Annotated in this window: 17 protein-coding genes; 12 read left to right on the forward strand and 5 right to left on the reverse strand. The window is 71.8% G+C overall.

The window, feature by feature from the left end; translation table 11 throughout:
• The first annotated feature begins 114 nt into the window (after window positions 1-114).
• The 3 genes from AE652_RS48955 (at window position 115) to AE652_RS06125 (ending at window position 2,403) form a co-directional block, all read left to right on the forward strand.
• On the forward strand, window positions 115-885 hold the full coding sequence (locus AE652_RS48955; protein ID WP_049650126.1) for a DUF4097 family beta strand repeat-containing protein: 771 nt from the start codon (window positions 115-117) through the stop codon (window positions 883-885).
• Between the two features lie 115 nt (window positions 886-1,000).
• Window positions 1,001-1,864 carry an endonuclease/exonuclease/phosphatase family protein gene (locus AE652_RS06120; RefSeq protein ID WP_049650127.1) on the forward strand — a complete coding sequence of 288 codons (864 nt, stop codon included), beginning with the start codon at window positions 1,001-1,003 and terminating at the stop codon, window positions 1,862-1,864.
• Between the two features lie 104 nt (window positions 1,865-1,968).
• The gene (locus tag AE652_RS06125) at window positions 1,969-2,403 is read left to right on the forward strand and encodes a Pycsar system effector family protein (RefSeq protein ID WP_049650128.1); all 435 of its coding nucleotides are present in this window, start codon (window positions 1,969-1,971) and stop codon (window positions 2,401-2,403) included.
• 103 nt (window positions 2,404-2,506) lie between these two features.
• Here the strand turns inward: AE652_RS06125 and AE652_RS43000 are convergent, their stop codons facing one another.
• Both AE652_RS43000 and AE652_RS06135 read right to left on the reverse strand, forming a co-directional pair.
• Window positions 2,507-3,601: a hypothetical protein gene (locus AE652_RS43000; RefSeq protein ID WP_053111983.1), complete on the reverse strand. Its 1,095-nt coding sequence runs from the start codon at window positions 3,599-3,601 to the stop codon at window positions 2,507-2,509.
• On the reverse strand, window positions 3,601-4,350 hold the full coding sequence (locus tag AE652_RS06135; protein ID WP_049650129.1) for a ParA family protein: 750 nt from the start codon (window positions 4,348-4,350) through the stop codon (window positions 3,601-3,603). The genes AE652_RS43000 and AE652_RS06135 overlap by 1 nt, the downstream gene beginning before the upstream one ends.
• Window positions 4,351-4,608: 258 nt before the next feature.
• Here AE652_RS06135 and AE652_RS06140 point away from each other — a divergent pair, with 258 nt between their 5' ends.
• The gene (locus tag AE652_RS06140; RefSeq protein ID WP_049650130.1) at window positions 4,609-5,004 is read left to right on the forward strand and encodes a hypothetical protein; all 396 of its coding nucleotides are present in this window, start codon (window positions 4,609-4,611) and stop codon (window positions 5,002-5,004) included.
• 66 nt (window positions 5,005-5,070) lie between these two features.
• On the opposite strand, the gene AE652_RS06145 is transcribed toward AE652_RS06140, so the two are convergent.
• Complete coding sequence (locus AE652_RS06145; protein ID WP_049650131.1) at window positions 5,071-6,468, reverse strand: hypothetical protein; 1,398 nt, start codon at window positions 6,466-6,468, stop codon at window positions 5,071-5,073.
• 188 nt (window positions 6,469-6,656) lie between these two features.
• Here AE652_RS06145 and AE652_RS49150 point away from each other — a divergent pair, with 188 nt between their 5' ends.
• The 6 genes from AE652_RS49150 to AE652_RS06175 all read left to right on the forward strand — a co-directional run bounded on the left by AE652_RS49150 (window position 6,657) and on the right by AE652_RS06175 (window position 13,142).
• Window positions 6,657-8,177 (forward strand): hypothetical protein, encoded by a 1,521-nt coding sequence (locus AE652_RS49150; RefSeq protein ID WP_049650132.1) that lies wholly within the window; start codon window positions 6,657-6,659, stop codon window positions 8,175-8,177.
• Window positions 8,178-9,022: 845 nt separating this feature from the next.
• A complete protein-coding gene (locus AE652_RS06160) occupies window positions 9,023-9,697 on the forward strand; it encodes a hypothetical protein (RefSeq protein WP_159028369.1) in 675 nt (224 codons plus the stop codon).
• Window positions 9,694-10,464, forward strand: a complete 771-nt coding sequence (locus tag AE652_RS06165) for a hypothetical protein (RefSeq protein ID WP_049650135.1) — start codon at window positions 9,694-9,696, stop codon at window positions 10,462-10,464. Before AE652_RS06160 ends, AE652_RS06165 begins: the two co-directional genes overlap by 4 nt.
• 224 nt (window positions 10,465-10,688) lie before the next feature.
• A complete protein-coding gene (locus AE652_RS46205) occupies window positions 10,689-10,853 on the forward strand; it encodes a hypothetical protein (RefSeq protein ID WP_159028370.1) in 165 nt (54 codons plus the stop codon).
• Window positions 10,854-11,209: 356 nt separating this feature from the next.
• Complete coding sequence (locus tag AE652_RS06170; protein ID WP_049650136.1) at window positions 11,210-11,764, forward strand: hypothetical protein; 555 nt, start codon at window positions 11,210-11,212, stop codon at window positions 11,762-11,764.
• Window positions 11,765-12,113: 349 nt separating this feature from the next.
• Window positions 12,114-13,142 carry a hypothetical protein gene (locus AE652_RS06175; protein ID WP_159028371.1) on the forward strand — a complete coding sequence of 343 codons (1,029 nt, stop codon included), beginning with the start codon at window positions 12,114-12,116 and terminating at the stop codon, window positions 13,140-13,142.
• Between the two features lie 291 nt (window positions 13,143-13,433).
• Here AE652_RS06175 and AE652_RS06180 read toward each other — a convergent pair whose 3' ends face one another.
• Window positions 13,434-15,077, reverse strand: a complete 1,644-nt coding sequence (locus AE652_RS06180; RefSeq protein ID WP_049650138.1) for a hypothetical protein — start codon at window positions 15,075-15,077, stop codon at window positions 13,434-13,436.
• A gap of 115 nt (window positions 15,078-15,192) precedes the next feature.
• Between AE652_RS06180 and AE652_RS46210 the strand changes: the two genes are divergently transcribed.
• Window positions 15,193-15,351 (forward strand): hypothetical protein, encoded by a 159-nt coding sequence (locus AE652_RS46210; RefSeq protein ID WP_159028372.1) that lies wholly within the window; start codon window positions 15,193-15,195, stop codon window positions 15,349-15,351.
• A gap of 133 nt (window positions 15,352-15,484) precedes the next feature.
• On the forward strand, window positions 15,485-15,913 hold the full coding sequence (locus AE652_RS06185; protein ID WP_049650139.1) for a hypothetical protein: 429 nt from the start codon (window positions 15,485-15,487) through the stop codon (window positions 15,911-15,913).
• Window positions 15,914-16,027: 114 nt separating this feature from the next.
• Here AE652_RS06185 and AE652_RS06190 read toward each other — a convergent pair whose 3' ends face one another.
• The gene (locus AE652_RS06190; RefSeq protein ID WP_159028373.1) at window positions 16,028-18,598 is read right to left on the reverse strand and encodes a DEAD/DEAH box helicase; all 2,571 of its coding nucleotides are present in this window, start codon (window positions 18,596-18,598) and stop codon (window positions 16,028-16,030) included.
• Window positions 18,599-19,001: the final 403 nt, after the last annotated feature.

Consider the following 19,001-nt stretch of genomic DNA (forward strand, 5'->3'; position numbering starts at 1 on the left):
GCTGCGTACCGCAGCACGCCGCCGCCGAGCCCGCCAGGCCCGGACGGCGGCGCGCGGCGGTACGGGGCGCGGCCGCCCGGTCGAACCCGACCCCGTACCAGGGAGAGCACACTCATGGCCACCACCCGCACCCTCACCGCCGCCACCGCCGGCGCGACCACCGTCGACCTGTCCCTGCTCGGCATCCACGGCCGGGTCGACGTCCAGGCCGTCCCCGGCCTCACCACCGCCGAGATCACCATCAGCACCACCGACGACACCGGCGAGGCCGCCGACGCCGTCACCAGCGCCGACCTGCGCTGGGACCCGCGCGGCGCTCTCGTCGCCCGCGTCCAGGGCCAGGGCGTCGGAGACGGCACGACCACCATCGTCTCCCGCTCCGGACGCACCATCACGATGCAGCGTGCCGGCACCGTGTACGGCTCGGTGACCGGCATGGTCATCGACGGCGACCTGACCATCGTGGGCGGCCGGGTCGGCGGCCGCGGCGCCACCCTGGTCCAGGGCCCCGCCCCCGTCGTCGTCACCGCCCGGGTTCCGGAGGACAGCTCCGTCATCGGCCGCACGCAGTCCGCCGACCTGACCACCACCGGCCGTCTGACCGCCGTCGCCGCGACCACCCAGTCCGGCGACGTGTCCGTTGGAACGGTCAGCACCGTCAGCGCCCGCACGATGTCCGGCGACATCCGCGCGAGCTGGCTGGGCGCGGGCGCCGACCTGCAGACCATGTCGGGCGACATCCGGGCGCTCGCGGCGAACCCCGGCGCCGTGACCGCCGGCTCCATGTCCGGCGACGTCACCGTCACCGCCTCCCCCGACGCCCCGGCCGGCGGACCGGACGTCCGCGCCACGTCCACGACCGGCCAGGTCTCCATCCGACGCTGACGCCGCGCCAAGCGCCCACTCTTCCCGCCGCCCCCGCGCCCACCCGGTCGCGGGGGCGGCGGCACCACCGCGACCAACACCCGGATCCGATCCGCCACACCCGAAGAAGAGGACCATGAAGCTGACCATCGTCGTCCAGAACCTGCAACGCGGAGGCCTGTTCGACGCCGACGGCGGCCGCGAAGACCGATGGCCGCCGCTCGCCGAGCGCATCACCGCCGTCGACCCGGACCTGGTGCTGCTCCAGGAAGCCGAGGGCTGGGCCGACGCCGGCCACCGCCAGCTCGTCCGAGCCGAGCACGACCTCGGCATGGACGGACTCCTCGCCCCCTCCCGCTCCGGCCGCGGAACCGCCCTGCTCTACCGCCGCGACACCCTCGGCCGACGCACCGCCTGGAACACCGACTACACCGACGCCGAGACGCACCACGGCTTCGGCGTCGCCGCCTTCACCATCCCCGGCCTGCCCGCGCCGCTTGCCGTCACCAGCGTGCACCTCACCCCGTACAGCGTGGACCGTGCGATCACGGAGGCGGACTTCGCAGCGTCGCGGAGCTACCGGTACGGCCCCTACTGCATCCTCGGCGGCGACATCAATTACCCGCCGGCCGTCGGCCCCGACCCGGCTTGGGACCGCATGCGCCCCTACAACCGCGGCTCCCGTACCACCCTCACCGACCCCGCGCTCCACCAGCAGCCCGCCCCGGTCCCGGACCGCCGAGTCGCCTGGAAGCTCGCCGCCAACGGACTGGTCGACACCGCCCAGCACCTGCACGAGCAGACCGGCGACGACGCCCTGCTGCGGCGCACCGGCAGCGACGACCGGGTCGACCAGCTCTGGGTCTCCGCCCCGCTCGCCCCGGCCATCGTCTCCTACACCCTGCTCAACGCCCCGGCCGACGCGAGCGACCACCACGGCCTGGCCGTCGCCCTCGACACGGACCGGATCGACACCAGCGAGCCGTGGACCTACCGCTGACCATCCCGGTCACCGACTGCGCATCCCGAACTGACCCCATCTCCGGCCTGGCCACCCACCCGCGCGGCCGGGCCGGACCCGTTTCAGCAGGACGAAGGAGAACAGTGGAAACCGAACAGATCGCGGCCGCCCTCACCACCGTCACCAGCGAGATCGGCAAGGCGGACAACAAGGCGAACATGTTCCTCGCGGTCGACGGCATCCTGGTCGCCGCCGTCGCGAACCTCGACAACCTCCACACCCCCGGCCGGATCCTCGCCGCCCTCGGCGTCCTCACGCTCGTGGCCGCCATCGTCGTCGCAATTCTGGTCGTCCGCCCCCGACTCGCCTCCACCCCCGGCACCACCTCGTTCGTGCACTGGGCCAAGAACGACCCCGCCACCCTCCAGGCCCGCCTCGCCCAGGAAGACCAACTCGTCCGCCTCCAGCACCTCTCCCGAATCTGCACCACCAAGATGCGACTGCTGACCGCCGCCGCCGACCTCACCCTCGCCGCCGGCGCCGCCCTCGCCCTGGCGGCGCTGCTCTCGGCAATCTGACCGCAGTCCGGCACGAGAAGGCCCGTACCCCTGCGTTGCTGGGGTACGGGCCCTCGTTGTTGTAGTTGATGTCGCCAGCGTGCTGACGGTCTCTCTTGACTTCCTACTGGACCCGGGCCAAGAGCCGTTCGGCAACGGCGTGGAGCGCTTCGGGTGCCAGATGATCGGCGAGAGCATCGGCCATGCGAGCTGGCCCGTCAGTCAGACGGACCAGCTCCCGTACGGCATCGCTGACCAGCCGTTCCCCCGCGTCGGCATGTCCGGCGACGTCTTCGGAACGGGGCTCCGGCAGAGCAGCCCCATCGGCAAGATCCGGATTAACCGCGGTAAATCCGGAGGAGCTCCCGGCCACGGCGGTCACCGAGGGACGGCCCGGGCCCGGCTGCGCCGGATTAACCGCGGTAAATTCGGTGCTCCTGGGGGCCGTCGCGGGCGTCGGTGTCTTCGAGCTCTGGCGGGCCTGGCGGTCGGCAGCCTTCTTCACAGCGTCCTCGGAGGCAAGGCGTTCCAACTCGCGAAGCTGCTGCTCGGCAGACATCTCCTCGATTCCCTTGACCGACCCCAGCCGACGCGCCGCGCGGATCGAGAGGCCCGTCTCCCCACCGGTACGAGCGTGTGAACGAACCAAAGCCTGGACCTCGGGACGCAGCTTGAGGAGACTCTTTCGCTGCGAGATCCAAGCCCCCGTCCAGCCTTCTGCCTCAGCGGCCTCCTTGGCAGTCGGGTACTCCGCGACGATCGCCACGACCGCCTTGGCCTCCTCGATGGGATCGAGGTCACGGCGCTCGACGTTCTCGTCGTACGCGGCGCGGCGCAGAGCTGCTCGGGACCGTGCGACGCTGTCATTGACCGCGCATGCCAGTTGATCGCGCCCGTACTTTACGGCGGCGGCATGACGTCGACACCCGTTCACCACGACGTAGTCGTATCCGCGGAGCTTCTCAGACTCCTTGGGGTACAGGTCAAGGTAGGCGGCCCTGGTGACGACCAGAAGGCTCTGCCGCTGGATTTCCTGGATCGAGCTGAGGTCGGAGAGGTCGCCCACCTCGTCGCGCGGGTTGTGGGGGTTCGGCAGGAGGCGTGACGTCTTGACATGGATCAGGCGGTCCGCCTTCTCCGACTTCTCGGTTCCTTCCGGGTTCTCGCTGTCGGGCGGCGGGGTCCCCAGGAGGTCGGAGACGTTGACGCGCCGGGCCATCAGGAATTCCTCTCACGGGTACGCGCGATGCGCAGCTGCATCTCAAGCGCAAGATTGCTGAAGTCGGCCTGGCACTCCTGGGCGGTCCTGCTTTTCGCGTACTGGGTCACCACCTGCCCGAGCGCGGCTGCCTTCGAGTGGAGCTTGTAGTGGCGGATCACGGTGTTCGCCAGCGGCCAGCCGTTGTTCCGCACGTACGTCTTGGTGTCTTCCCTGTCTCCTTCGCCGTCACGGGGGTCCCAGTTGGAGACGACGACGGTGAAGGGGATGCCGCGAGGCTTGATGACCTGCTCGATCGTGTCTCTGGTGGGAGGCCACCCCAGCGACTCGGTCTCGATGGGGACGAGGACATGGTCCGCGTTGTCGAGAGCCGCCCGAATCGAATCCGCGACGCGCCCTTCACCGAGCGGGTCTCCGGAGTTCTCGTCCCGTGCCTCTGGCGGAGTCCACCCCGGAGTGTCGACGATCACGATATCGACGGCGGTGGCCTCACGTAGACGCTTCAGGTCGTCTAGATCGTCGTAGGCCTCGGCGAAGATGAAGGGCAGGTCGTCACCGACCCTCTCGGCCCACCAAGCGCTGGACCCCTGAGGGTCCAGCGACACCGCGGCCACCGGGGCGAGGAGGCCTTCCTGCCTCTCGCTCTTGTCGGGGGCGAGAACCGCAGCAGTTGTTGCGGCCAGGTTCACCGTGATCGTGGATTTGCCGATGCCGCCCTTGCGATTGAGGACGACGATGACAGTTGCCATGCTCTACTTCCTTGATCCGTTGACTTCCCAAGCGTCAGCCTGGTACTTCGGACTCCGTTGACTTCCCGGAGCCATCCCGGTACTTCGGACCGGACAAGCATCTCAGACGCTGACGAAACGGCAGAACCACCCCACCCGAAGGCACGGCCTCCTACGATTAACCGCGGTTAATTTCTCGGATCCGGTCTGAACCAGGCGACGACTCAGGGGAGCAGCGCGGTGTCGTGGCGAGATGCGGTACAGCCGGCGTTGCGGGTGATGTTGCAGGAGGGGGCCTATCCGGACCCGTACCTGGAGCTGCTGCGCGTCGGTGTGGAGCACCAGGACGTCGCCGAGGGCGTCGTCGTGACGCTGGCGGTGGACGGGGTGCTCGTTACGGGGACCCTGATCCCGACCGTGGTGTGGGAGGACCTGTACTTCCGTCAGGTCGCGGAGGCCGACTACTACGGGATGCGCAAGGTCGTGCGGGAGGTGCTCGGGCACCTGGACCAGGCCGTCGAGGACGGGCGTCGCCGTCGGGTGTCCGACCCGCGGTTCCTGCACCTGAAGGATGTCACCGTCCGCTCGGGCCGGACCGCCCGGAGGCTGCCGGTCTGGCGCGGGCCGGTCGCGGCGGTCAGCGGCTGGAGCCTGGGCGAGCCGGACGAGCGCTGAGAGCACGGCTGGCCCGCACACCCGGCGGGGACTGACGTCGTGCGGGCGGCCGTCGGCGCCGGGCTGTCAGCTGCGACCGCCGTGGCCCGGCGGCACCTCGGGAGCCCGGTGACTGGGCAGGTGGACGGTGGGCGGATACGCCGGTCGGGGAGGGATCAGCGCGGGTCGGACCGGAGAGTCGGTGGGCGCGGGCGGGGCGAGGGGGTAGTCCTCCTCGGGGCCGGTGCGGTCGGCCGCCGACGCTTCGGCCGGGCCGGGCTGCGCCGTTGTGGTCGTCGGTACGGCGCGGGGCGGTGGTGGAACCGCGGGTACGGCGCGGGGCGGTGGTGGAACCGCGCTGATGGTGGGAGTCGGCGTCTGCGGAATGGCGTGGTGCTCGGCCCGGGTCGGGGCCGGCGCCGGTTCGGTCTGTCCGACGCCCTGCGACGGCGCAGGTGGTTCCGGAAGAGGGATGCTGGCGGGGGCGAGTTGCGCGGGCAGGGGCGGCTGGTGGCGGTTCTGGTAGAGCGCGGCGGCTGCCCGCTGTCGGGCGTTCCACCGCCCGGTCTGGACTCGTTCCAGGGTGCGCATCAGGTCCCGGGCGGCGGTGAGGGTGAACACGCCGCGGGTGCGGGTGAGCTCGTCGAACGTGGTCGGGGCGAGGCCCCAGCGGGTCGCGTCCGGCGCCGGGACCGGGTGGCTGATCCACCAGTCGTGGCGCCAGTTGCGGCGGCCGCCGGTGAAGTTCCAGTCCTCGCCGGGCTTGGGCTCATGGGTGAAGTCGTGCACGCCGTAGGGGATGAGGACCTTGGCGCCGTCGAGGAAGTACACGCCGCCGCCTGCGGCGACGACGGCGAGCTGCTGCTCGGTCGGTGCGATCGTCATGTGGTCGACCAGCGGGCCGCCTCGGCCCTGCGGGGCGACCTGCAGATCGGCGAGCCGGCCTGCGGACGCCGCGTCGGCCGCCCAGAACCACACATGCCGGGCGCCGGCGCCGTAGCGGGCCCGCACCGTGCGGATCCGCTCCTGGACCTCGCCGATGTCGACCGGACGGCGGGGCCGCTCCACCACCGACACGTCCCGGCCGTCCGGGCCGCCGCGGACCACGACCGCCGGCGGAAGCACCCCCGCGGGCCCCTCGGCGCCGCCCTCGTCCAGGCCGTCCGGGAACTCCAGCACGCAGTGCGCGCCGGGCCACGCCCGGGTGATCCGCTGCTGGAACTCGATGACGATCCGGTCGTCCAGCTCCAGTTCCTTGCGTACCGCCGGTGCCGCAGAGCAGTCCGCGTTCGCTTTGTGGGAGAAGTGCGGCCTGTTCACGGCGCCGGGCTTGGCGCTGCGCAGGACCAGGTTCTCCTGGCAGGCCCGGCACACGTACCGGCCCCCGGCCTCGCCGGGTTCCAGGCCAACCGTGCCCTGCGAGAGGTCGACCCACCACTTCGTCACCCGGTCGTACACCCACGGGGCCGTCGTCTTGTCACCCATGAGGGGATCATGCCCGCTGCGCGCCATGGCGTCCGCCGGTTCACGTACTCCGTCCCCATCGGGGAACCGTGCCGGCGCTCCGGAGAGATGCCGGTGCTGCTGCGACTTGGGGAATTCCCCGGCAGCGCCCCGCGGTCCGATGCTTGACTACAGCAGAGCGCAATGTCGAGAACACAGGGAGTAGCTGTATGGGAGTCGGCACCACGTACCTCAGCAAGACGGAAGTCCAGGAGCTGCTCAAGGTCAGCTCGTTCGGGCTGAGGCGGCTGCCCCGCCAGCACAAGGACTTCCCCGCCTCCGAGGAGAACCCGCACCACCGCTCCTACGACCCGGAGCCGGCCGGACAGGTGTGGGACGGCACCGCCCTCTACCTGTGGGCCGCCGGTACCCCGGAGTTCCGCCACCGCGGTGCCCTCCTGGCCCGCCCCCTGCCCGGCCAGCGCCAGGCCGGCCGACACCTCGGCTACCGCGACACCCCGCACGGTCCCGCCACCGACTGGCACACCGGCATCGGCGTCATCCGCATGCTCCACACCACCGACAGCGGCGCGGCGTCGTCGGCGGCCATCGACCTGGCCGCCGAGTTCAACCGGGAGATCGTCACCGTGTGCGCCCTGTACGGCGACATCGGCTTCACGGGGCCCGCCCTGGTCGCCGCCGACACCGCCCAGCCGCGCATCGAGTACGAGGCCCGGTGGGGACACATCGCCGACCTCGTCGGACAGCCACTCCCGTGGTGGCCCGGCCTGCTACGCCGCCCGGAGGTCGTCCGGCAGTGGCAGCCCGGCGCCGCCGCGGTGGTAGCCGGCGTTCCGGCCGAACAGCGCGAGACGGCCCTGCGCAAGGCCGCCCGCAACCCCGCCTTCAGCGCGGCCGCGCGCACCGCGCTCACCAATATGGCCGACCAGATCCGCAACCAGCGCGTCGAGGACGTCGCCTCGGACATCCAGATCTTCGGCGACCACGCCGCCCGGCACCAGACCCGGATGGTCATCGCCGCCCGGCACGACGAGACCGCTCACCCCATCGACGTCCTGGAGGAGGACGACGACGTCGACGACGTCCTCGCCAAGGGCTGGCGGGAGATCGTCACCAGTACCCAGCCCGACGCGGTCGCCGCCACCGACGTCGCCCTCGGCTACCACCCCGGCCTGCTGCCCTACGGGCGGTTCACCGACGTCCGGGACAAGGAGGGGACCATCGCCGCGCGCTGGTCCCGCAGGCTCACCGTGTGCGACCCGACCGCCGCCCACGCCACGCTGGCCGAGGGCAAGCAGGTGGAGGCCTTCTTCGTCGACCCCCTCACCGACATGCCCGTCGTCCGCACCAGGAACGACGGCGACAAGGGGCCCAAGTGGCTCTTCTACGCCCCGCTCGTCCTGCCCGCCGGCTGCGGCGAACTGGCGTCCGCCGTCCTGTACGGCACGGTATGGATCACCACCACCGACGGGCAGGTCCACCCCGCCCCCTGCAGCCCGGGCGACCACCTGTGGTGGGGCGACGGCTGGGGCGACCGGCCCACCGAGGCCGCCCACGTCGTCAACCAGCTCCTGGACGACCCGGCCCGCCCGGTCAGCCTCCGCGACCACTGGTCGAAGGCCCCGGCCGGACTCACCGCCCTGTTCAACGAGGAACACAAGCAGGGCACCGAACTCACCCGCGCCACGCTGCTGCACGCGCGCATGACCCCGCCGGCCCCGCGACGCTGACCAATCACACCGCGAACGCAGCGGGCCCAAGGAGGCGCGCGACGCGGTAGAAGCCGGGGGCCGCCACCCGTAGGTGACGGCCCTCCAGCGTTCCCCCGGGCCCCGGCAGCCTGCCGCCGGGCAACGACAGCGCTCTGGCCGGGACGGCCCGCCAAGCCCACTCGGCGCCGTGCTCGGCGAACTGCGCAAGGCGGTCGCAGTCCACGCGGCGGCCAGCTCCTGGTCCTCCTCGATGGCGACCGCCGCGAGCAGGTCCTGCTGCTCCTGGTCGCGCTCGGCCCATACCGGGCCGCCCGGGTCCCTGGGCGGCCAGGGACACCCCTGTAGCCGGGGGGAGGGTGCGCGGGCGCGGCGATCGGGGCGGTACGCGACCCGGGTCGGGCTGACCGTTTCTGCCCGTGCTCCCGGCGGCTGCGCCTCGGCGGCCCGATGGGCAGTCAAACCCGGTTCCTGACAGGCATGTTGTGTGATGTGTGCCACTTTAGCTACTGTGAGTTATTGGTCATATCAACTGAGCTATTGGCATATGCCAAGCTGGCGACCTCATGGGGGATGCCGTCGACTGCTAAGACGACTACGCCAAGCAACCATGGGTGATCTCTTAGTAAAATTCGTTCGGATCTCGTGCGCGAATCCGAGGGTTGTGCCGGAAAGCTGGAAGCGAGCCGAAGACGGCTCCGGCGAAGCAACGAGCGCCGCAATCCGACCGGAAACGAGCACATGGACAGCTGTACGCACTACCGGCTTCGGCACCTGCGGCCCCCGCACACCGCCTGTGGCCCCCGGCGGTGTGCGGGGGGCGCGAAGTCGCGCGCCGGCCACCCGCCGCACAGCGGGGAGGAGCGTTGAGCGAGGACTCCCCGGGGGTGACGGGCGCCGACGACGCGCCGCTGTGGGACCCCGCCACCGCGGCCGACGCGGTGTCCGCTCTCCCCGACACCTTCGCCCTGGAGGACGCCATCGACGTGGTCGGCGCCGAGGTCGGCGTCGAGTTCGAGGGCTACATCCTCGGCCAGCGCCCCGAGATGCTGCGCTTCGCGGAGGAGGTCCTCCAGTCGCTGCCGGCGGCCGAGAAGGTCGTTCACGAGGTCACCGTCTACCTGGGCGCCAACTGGCAGCAGATCCTCTCCTCGCGCAACGCCGAGGAGGAGATCTGGGAAGTGCTGGGCGCGGCCGTGCTGGAAGCGGCCTACCGCATGGGACGCGACCCCCGCCTGCAGCGGGACCTGGACACCGCGAGGCGGTTGATCGAGGACATGTTCGCGCTCCTGCACGACCGCTACAGCGATCTGGGGGCCTTCCACGACGCCATGAAACCGCTGACCCGCGGCGAGTTCGCCGCCGTCATGATCAAGCAGGTCATGGGTTTCACCAGCAAGCTCGCCGCCCTGATCCTCAACGTCCACCCGGCCACAGTCGACCGGAACCTGCGCCGTGCCAAGGAACTCCTCGGCGACGACCTGGCCCCGCACCGGCTCTTCGAGGACCACCAGAACCGTGCCAGAGGAGGACGCCAGTGACGGCCCCCGACCCCACCGACCCGATGGCCCCCGGCCGGGTCGAGCAGCTCCTCGCCCGTGCCCGCCCCCAGCGCAGGACCACCGACGACTACCCCCAGGTCATCCGGCACATCGCCCGCGACCTGGCCGCGCACCGGCGCGGCGAATACGAGCAGCCCGCCTGGTGGGCCCACCACTCCCGCGCCCGCCTGGGCCTGGACTCCCTGGTCCGCTCCGTCCTCACCGAGGAGGCCCTGGCCACGGTCGTTGACCTTGCCGAGCAGGACGAGGTCAACGACCGGCCCGCCCAGCTGCAGCACCCGATAGACGTCAGCGAGATCGACGCCGAGATCGCCGGCTTCCAGATCTTCGGCTGCCTGCTGTACCTGGCGGGCCACCCCGCCTCCGCCGCGTTCTGGTGGGGCATGGCCGCCGGTGCCGGCGACCAGCTCTCGGCCACCTTCGTCTACCTGCTCCACCTGCAGCGCGGCGAACTGCACCAGGCCATCCGCTGGTTCCAGGAAGCACACTCCTTCCTCGACCGCCCCGTCGGCGTCGGAACCATTCCACCCGGCGTGCCGGACATGGTCGGCTACATGCGCGCCCTGCCCGCCCACCTGGTGCCGTGGACCAGCCCCGAGAACGCCGAGCCCACCGACCAGCTGGCCCCCGAGGTCGAGCGCCTGGTGGTCCGCGCCGGCCCCGGCGACGCGCCCGTCATCGACGGTGTCGCCGGACGTCCCGGCCCCCGCCTCGCCACCCAGATCGAACAGCTCGCCAGCCACTGAACCGCGGATCGGCCCGCCGCCCTTCGTCCGGCGGGCCGATCCGCCCGCCATGCACCGCCGGGAACCCAACCCGCCCCGGAACGCCCCAGGTGCCCGCGCCCCGGACCCCGGCAACGTCCGCCGCCGACGGCCGCGCCGCCACCCGGGTCGGCCCCCACCGGGCCGCCACCTCCGCTACCGCCAGAACACGATCCCGTCCGGCCCACACCCACCGGAGCAACCCCATGTCCACAGTGCTCCAGCACGCCGCCCTCATCACCGCGGCGAGCGCCTGCTGGTACGCCCTCGCCGTCTCCGCCGCGGCCGTCACCGCGGTGCTCGCCCGCACCGCCGACCGCCGCCGCGACGCCCGGGAGGTGCTCAAGGTCCTCGTCCACCGCCGGCCCTGACCGCCGTGTGCGAGCCCGGTCGCTTAATGGGAACAGTTGTTTGATTTAGGGTGGGGGTGTGACCAGCGCTGTTCCGTTCTCCCGCTCCCACCCCGGCCACCCGGAAAAGCCTTCGCCGACCACGCCGTTCCCCCCGGTGCCGCTGCCGGGGACGACGTCTGGGTGACCATCGGTACCCCGTACGGAATCGAACAGCGCACCGTGCGCTGGAGCCCGCCCCCGGCGCTGCCGGCCACGATCAGGGCGACGACGGCCAGGACGGCACCCGGCCCCACCGGATACCGCAGCGTCCCCGGCAGGGGAGGGGTTTCGCCGGAACCGCCCGCCAGACGACACGGGACCGTGATACTCGCCCCGTGACGACAAAGAGCCCGGCAGGCCTGGAGCTGCCCCGGATCCTGCCCGGCAACCCGGCCTGGATCCAGAACGCCGCCTACCTAGCCGAAGTCCTCGGCCTGACCGCCACCGCCGCCCACGTCCGCCCGCACGAGTACCCTCTCCCAGCCCTGACCCTGGAGACGGCGGGCGAGGCCATCGGCGAGATCGCAGCCGAGCTCACCACCGTCGCACGGGACACCGCGCCCCCGGTCGTCCTCTACACCCTCCCCGCCTGGGTTCTCAGGGCCTTGCGGGAAGTCCTCGCGGCGCTGCACGCCGCGGCCGGGGACGGGGCGGAGTCGTCTCTGCGGTCGACGCTGCGGCTGCTCGGGGAGGACCTGGACTACCCGAGTGTTCGGACACCGGCCGAGATGGCGGCGGACTTGGAGCCGGTGGTCGGGGTCCTGGCCCTCGACAGCCCGGCGGTGCGTGCGGCGGCCGCGGACCTGGCCCTGGACCGCTGGCAAGCCGGCACCGAGACGGCGCTCACCGAGGTCTTCGCGCAGTGGGTTCACCTCGGGGTCCAGCTGTAGGCGCGGCGGTACCCAGCGCCACGCCGGACGGTAGCCCGCCCGGCGGCCCGGGCATGCGGCAGACCGCTGGCCCCGACGCGGTAGCCACCCACCTGCCCACCGCGCGGGCCGGGCGCGTACTGGATCAGCGCGGCCGGGCCCGCGTCGGGCTGGTCCCGGTTGCGCCGTCAGGACGGCCTGGCGGGTTGTGTGATCGCGCCGTACTACCCGCCGGGTACCCCCGCAGCAACGCCCCGCCGACCCAGGAGCCCCCGTGCCGCCGACCGTCCGCCGTCTCACTCACTGTCCGGCGCCCGCCACCCACGCCACGGCCCGGCAGACCCGGCACCGCCCCCCGCGCCTGCGATGGGTGATCTACTCCTGCCGCCACCACGGAGAGATCCTCGCCCGGGACTTCGGGGGGCTCCACCTCCTGCGACTGCGGGACGACGCCGACCGTGAGCACCACGCATGCGGCGCCATGCTCGACCACCGCCCCGCCACCCAGATCGTGGAGGAGGACTTCTTCCGCCGCTGGCTCATCACCCCCCGGCCGCAGGGCGAGCACTGGACCTGGGTCGACCGACTGCGCGCCAACGTCCAGGAGCGGAGCACGAACCCGGCCTGGCGCGCGGAGGCTCCCGAGATCGCCGGGCACCTCGACGCCGCCCTGATTGTCGCCGAGGCCGCCCCGCCCGGCCGGCACACCCTGGCGCAGCTCGACACCCTGCTGCGCCACCTGGCCGCCGCCGAGTGCGAGGACCTGCGCACCCGGCCCGGCCGCGTCTTCCTGCCGCCCGGCGGCGAGCCCTGGCGCCGCGGCCGGCGCACCGTCGCGACTACGGCTCCGGTTCGCACGAGCCCGCTGGTGCTGGACTTGCCGAGGATCCTGCCCGGCACCCCAGCCTGGATCCGGCCCGCCCCCTACCTCGCGGATGTCCTCGGCCTGGCCGCCGCCGCAGCCCGCACCCGCCCGCACGACTACCCTCTCCCGGCCCTGACCCTGGACATCGCCGCCGACCTCCTCAAGGACCTCACGGCCGACCTCCCCAACACCCCACCGGACACCGCCATCCGAGCCGTCCTCTACCCCCTGCCCGCCTGGGCCCTCAACGCCCTACGCGACGTCACCGCCGTACTGCGTACTGCGGCCGAGGACGAGACGAACCCGCGGCCCGCGCTGCGCGCGACCCTGGAACTGCTCGGGGAGGAGCTGGACTACCCGTCGCCGGCCGAGATGGCGGCCGACCTCGAGTCGCTGCTCGTGGTGCTGGAACTCGACGGCCCGGCGGTGCGCGAGGCGGCGGCCGATATGACGCTGGGTCGACGCCGCAAGCACCACCGGACGGCGCTCGATGAGGTCCACGCGCAGTGGGCGCGCCTCGGAGTGTCGCTCTAGTGCCACTGCCCGGCCGGCCAGCTCGCCCCCGCCGGCCGGCCCGCCCTCGCCGGCCTCGGCTCGCCCCCGCCTGGCCGCCGCCGTCAGGCCTGTCCCCTCCGCCCCGGCCTGACGCGGCGCGTCCGGGCGGGCCGACGCTGCGCCGCAGGCACCGTCACGACACCACCCCGGCCCGACCTCGCCTACCAGCCGACGCCCAAGGCTTCCAACTGCCCGGTGCGGGGCCGGGTCTACGTGCGGTGGCCGATGCCCGGGTCCCCTTGTTTTGGGGAACCCCGGACATCGTGAGCCCTACCAGCCGTGCTGGAGGATGGTCCGCTCCTCGTCGAGGCGCGTACGGAGGGCCTCGTCGGCGTCGGGTAGGGGGCGTTGCAGCCGTTCGCAGACGGCACGGTGGATCGCGAGTGCCTCTTGGCCGCCGCCGGCGGCCAAGACGACCGACCACAGTGGCCGGTGGGCGGGGGTCCCGCTCTCAGCGATCACGAGGACCTCGACCCTCGCCGGGTGGCCGAGCTGCCGCAGGCGCTTGGTGCCGGTCCGGTCGGCAACGGACTCCCAGGTGCGGGTCTCCCCTTCCCGGGCTGCCTTCTTCAGCGCGCCGAGCAGGGGCTTGGCGAGTTCGGCGTACTCAGCGGCCGCCTTCGGTGCCTCGCGCCGCCGGGGCACGGCCGGGGAAGCGCCCCTCGTCCCCTGCTGGGCGGCCTCCAGCTCGGCCCGGGCCTCATCCTGGCGCTGGCGGAGCTCGGCCCGCTGCTGCTGGAGCGCTTCCTGCTCCCGCTGCGCGGCCAGAATCCGCTGCCGCCGCGCATCCGCGAGGCGCTGCTCGGCTTCGACGCGGTACTGATCGCTCAGTTCGGCCACCAGCGCGCGGTCCTCTTCCGAGGCGCCGGGATCCGAGGTCAGCTGCCGGGCCTCCTCCAGGAGCTCCCGGGAAAGCGTGCCGGGCTCGGCCCGGCGCAGCCGGACCATCACCTCGGTGCGGCGGCGGGTCTGCAGGGTGAGCCGCCGCCGGCCAGCGGTCAAGGCCTCGCCCAGGTTCCGGCGGTCTTCCACGCTCTGGTCCTGGGTGAGCAGCTCCTCGACCGTGGCCAGGGCGTCGCGGAGCCGCTCCGGACCGGCCCAGCTGAGGTTCCGGACGGCGGCCTGGGCCACCTCGTGGTTGCGGGCGGCGGTAGCTGCCGCGGTGTCGGAGCGAGTCACCGTGACGATCGCCCGCCGCTCACCCGCGTGCCCCGGCGACGCGGGGCCGTCGGTGGCGGCCTGCTCGGCCGGGGACGTCTCGGGGCGGTCGGCCGGGGCGAAGCCCTGCGCGGTGAGGATGAGGGTGCGCAGGTCGGACCAGTCGGTCCGGTCGGGCCTCTGGGTGCCGATGATCAGCGGTCGGCGGCCGTCCCGCTCTCCCTCGTAGCGGATGCGGTGGACATAGCCGCGGGCGGTGAGGCGGTCTGGGGGAATCAGGACCCCGGTGCCGAGGAGGAACTCGGTGACCTCGACATCGTCCCACTTCACGGGCTGGGTCCTGTCGAGGTGGACCAGGAGGCGGCGGCCGTCGGCGAGGTCGGAGACGATGGCGGAGCCCCGGGGCTCGGGGAAGTCGAAGGTGACGCCGATGCCCTGCGCCTTCAGCCAGGCCGCGAGGTCGGCCTTCATGAACAGGTGGTCCGCGCCGTCCTTGCCGCGGGCCAGGCGCCCGCACGGCGTGCCGCGGTCGTCCCCAACGGCACGGTAGTGCGCGAAGTGGCAGATCTTGTCGTGGCACAGGCGGGTCATCAGCTGGCGGCCGCAGCCGCCCGGCAGGTTCACGCCGCACCACCAGGTGGCCCCGGCGTGCTCCTTGAGGAAGGCGGTCAGCTCGTCCGGGTCCTCCGGGCAGATCGCCGGTTCGTCGGAGTACGGGGATCCGACAACCGCGGTCTGGATAAGGCGTCTGTCCATTCTGCTCCCAATGGGCTGAAAGGGTTACCTACGCAACATTGTGCTCCTGTCCACCGACACCATGAGCTCTTCCGGACACAGATCGGCTGGCGGCCGGCCGCCGCGCTCGCGAACTGTGCCACGGGCGCCGAATCCGCGGTTCCTGTACCTGAAGAAGGACGTCAACGTCCGTCCGGGCCGGACCACCCGGACCGCCCCGACGCCGCCGGACAGCCTGCGCGGGCCGGCCTCGGCGGTCAGCGGCTGGAGCCTGGGCGAGCCGGACGAGCGCTGAACGCACGGCCGCCTGCACACACTTCAGGACGCCCTCACCGCGAAGATGGCGGACGCCCGGAGACCTGGCGGAGACTGACCGTGCTTCTACAAGCAGGCCGGCCTGTGTCGGACCCGGCGCCTACGATGCAGGGATGAGCGCTCTGAAATCCGATCCGGTCCTGGTAGGCCTCATCCGGTCCGTTGAGAAGCTGGACTTCTCCGTCAGCGTCACCCTGACCACCACAGGTGGTGTGGTGATCGGCAACCTGGTCTCAGGCCGTGAGTGGGCCAACGACTACCGTCGGCAGCTCGAAGGAACACCCGCCGCCGCGTTCTTTGACGAGGTGTTCGAGAACCTGGCGGAATCGCTGGCGACCAAGACCGCCGAGAACGAGGAGGAGAACCAGGAGACGGATGACGACGGGGAGACGGACGACGACGCCGAACCCCAGTTCATCCACCTCACCAAGGCTCAGTACCTCAGCGCGAACGAGTTGATCCCGCATGGCAATCCTCACCCCTGGCGAGGCCGCCTCGACCAGATCGTCGCCTGGTCACTGGGAGCCCTGAGCACCAGCTGACCAACGAGGCGAACGCGGGAGGCCGTCATCCGCAGGGAGACGGCCTCCCACGCTTCCTCAGAGCCCCGGCGGCCTACCGCCAGCCCACGACGTCAGCCCGGCCGGGACGGCCTGCTACGCCCACTCGACGCCGTGCTCGGCGAGCTGCGCGAGCTGCTGCGGCGTGAGCTTCGCTCGGCGTGCCTTCTGGTTGTTGAGCCAGGTACCCAGCGCGAAGTGCGACACCACCACCTGCTCCTCGCCACCGGGGCCGGCCTCCACGGCCTCCACCGGCTCCTTGTGCGGGCGGGGCACCCGGGGGTGTCGCTCCCGCTCGACGAACTGGGCGAGTGCGGCGACGCCCTGGGCGAACCTGTCGCCGCGGGACACCTTCGGCTTCGCCTCGGCGGCGGCCTTGGCGGCCACCAGCTCCGGGTCGGCCTCGATGCCGATCGCGGTTAGCAGGTCCCGCTGGTCCTCCTCCAGGTCTGGCCAGCCGGCCCGCTGCGCCTGCACCCAGCGGCCGAGCTGCTCGCCCTCGAACACCGTGTCCGCGGGCAGCCGGGGCCAGTCGACCAGGCCGTCGGTGTCCAGCCACCACATCCGGGCGGTCGCGTAGGCGCGCTGCCAGGTCACCGGCCACACCGGGCACCACCACGGGTCGATCTCCTCCAGCGCCCGCCGCCGCTCCGGCGCCAGCGCCCCCGGCTCGCCCGCCGGCACCTGCGCCGCAGCCCGCAGCTCCGAGAGCCACGTCCCGATCGCGTACCCGCCGACCGAGGCCCGCGCCGGCGCCGCCAGGCTCCCGCCGTGGCCCTTCGCCCACACCCGGGCCCAGTCCAGGCCAGCCTCGAACCGCGCGTCGCTCACGGACCAGATCATGCCGAGCGCGTCCAGCATCTCCACCCGGTATGGCGCCAACTCACCATTCGCATTCTCGCCACGCCGGTCCGACAACCACTTTCCCAGCGGATAATTACCGTTCTCCCCGACCAGTGCCGAATAGGGAACGTCAAGCCCGCCGGTCTCCTCAAACCATTTCCGGGCGTGACCGATCCCCTCACGCCACAACTGCGTCTCCCCGACCAGCACCCGCGAGGCGATGAACAGCGCGAGCACGTTCTCGTCCACCGGAGCCTGGAACCGCACCGGCAGCGTGAAAGCCCCACCACCACCCGCCCCGACCATGCTCTCACCAGGCCCGACAGCAGCCTCGGCGCTGCGCCCCTTGGTCCGCCTGCCGGACTTCTGCGGCACCGCGAGAGCCTCGACCACCTTGGCGTCGTGGCTGCGCAAAGCGGTCAGGATCTTGACCAGCGGGCCGTAGGAGTCCGACTCCAGAATGTCCCCGGGCTCCTCTCCGGGCTTGAGGAAGACCGGCACGATCAGGCTGGCCGTCTTTCCTTCTCCCGGCTGCATGCGCAGGGCCCGGCCGATGGCCTGGACGATATCCACCATGCTGCCCCGGCCCTGCAGAAGAACCGAATCAGCATTTGGCATGTCGACGCCCTCACCCAGGACCTTGCAGTTGCTGAAAATCCGGTACCTGAGCCCGTCATCCTCCTCGCCCTTTCCGAAGTCGCCGATCAGCTCCTTCCGGTAGTCGACCTCGTGCTCACCGGAGAGCCACTGCGCCCAGACCTCGGGCGGGTATTTCTGCGGGTTCTCGAAGTGCAGCTTCTCGACCGTCTGATTCAGCGTCTCCGAGAAATACCGCACCTCGATCGTTCGGCTGTGGAACGTGATACACCGCCGGAGGTCGCGCTCCACCACGGTCTTGAGCAGCCCGGCCTGGATGGCCGCGATCCGCGCGGCCGGCACCTCGTCCTCGCTCCCGTCCTCGGCCTCGCCGACACCCGGCCCCCACGGCACGCCCTGTGCCTCGGCCGCGGCCCGGTCGCCGAGCGGGTCGCGCAGCTCCAGGACCACGATCTCGAACGGGGCGAGCAACTTCCTGTCGATGGCCTCCGCGAGGCCCAGGGAGTACACGTGCGGGCCGTAGATCCGCTGGTCGTCCATGGACACCGCCAGTTCCTCCGGCAGCGGCTGGTAGGCCCCCTCACGGCCCTTCACCGGACGCTTCGGCGGCGCCCAGATCCGGGGGGTCGCCGTCATGTAGAGCCGGCGCTCCGCCGGGATGGCGGCCTGGTCGTGCACCACCGTCCAGGTCTTCTCGACACTGCCGGAGGACCGGTGCGCCTCGTCACAGACCATCAGGCCCAGCGGGGGCAGCAGCTCGCCCCGGCGCTCGGCCCAGTACTCGTAGGCGTCGGCGACCGCGCCCACGGACGTGTAGGTGGCGAACAGGGTGGTCGGCCGGCGGCGCTTCGCGGCGTTCGCCAGCCACATGCCGATCATCCGCGGGCTGGTGCTCGCCATCACCCCGAACGGCAGCTCCGAGTCGACCAGCGAGCAGACGGCGTGCATGTCCCCGGAACGCCCGGCCGCCCGCCAGGCGCCGACCATCTGCACCAGCAGGTCCAGCGTGGGCACGACCACCAGCACCGTCCCGCGCGGGACGAGCTTCTGGCCGGCCGCAGCACCGACGTAGCTCTTGCCGGAGCCGGTGGCCATCTGCACCGTCACCCGCAGCCCGTTCGGAGCCGGGTGCCCCGGACGGGGGGTGAGGCCCCGCACGATGGCCTCCAGCGCCTCCTCCTGGTGCCCGCGCAGCGAGATGCCGGCGGCTGCCTGAGCGGCCTTCAAGCCAGGCTTTACAACGTTCACGAAGACGTGTCTCCCCTCACCCATTCCCGGACCCACACCAGGGACCACGCGGGAAATGCTGACAGTGCCCTACTGATACATTCGACGGACCGGCCCGAGAATCGAGGCGACCGGATATAGCGCGCGACAGAAGCGACTATCCGGCAGGATATCAGTTCCCGGCCGCTAATTCCGGCGAACGCCCGAAAAGCACGGGTCCGGACCCCACTTCCGGCGGGATCACCTGACGCCCGAGGACTGATACACTGGAGACCGTTGCTCACCCTCCGAGGGTAGCGCACCCCGACCCGTCGTGAGACCGAAACAGTGGTCTAGACCGTGAACTAGACCAATTCTGCGGGAGTGAAGCCGACCCGCACGCGCCCCCTCGGGGCCACCCTCC

It is taken from the genome of Kitasatospora sp. MY 5-36 (assembly GCF_001182915.1).
Taxonomy (GTDB): domain Bacteria; phylum Actinomycetota; class Actinomycetes; order Streptomycetales; family Streptomycetaceae; genus Kitasatospora.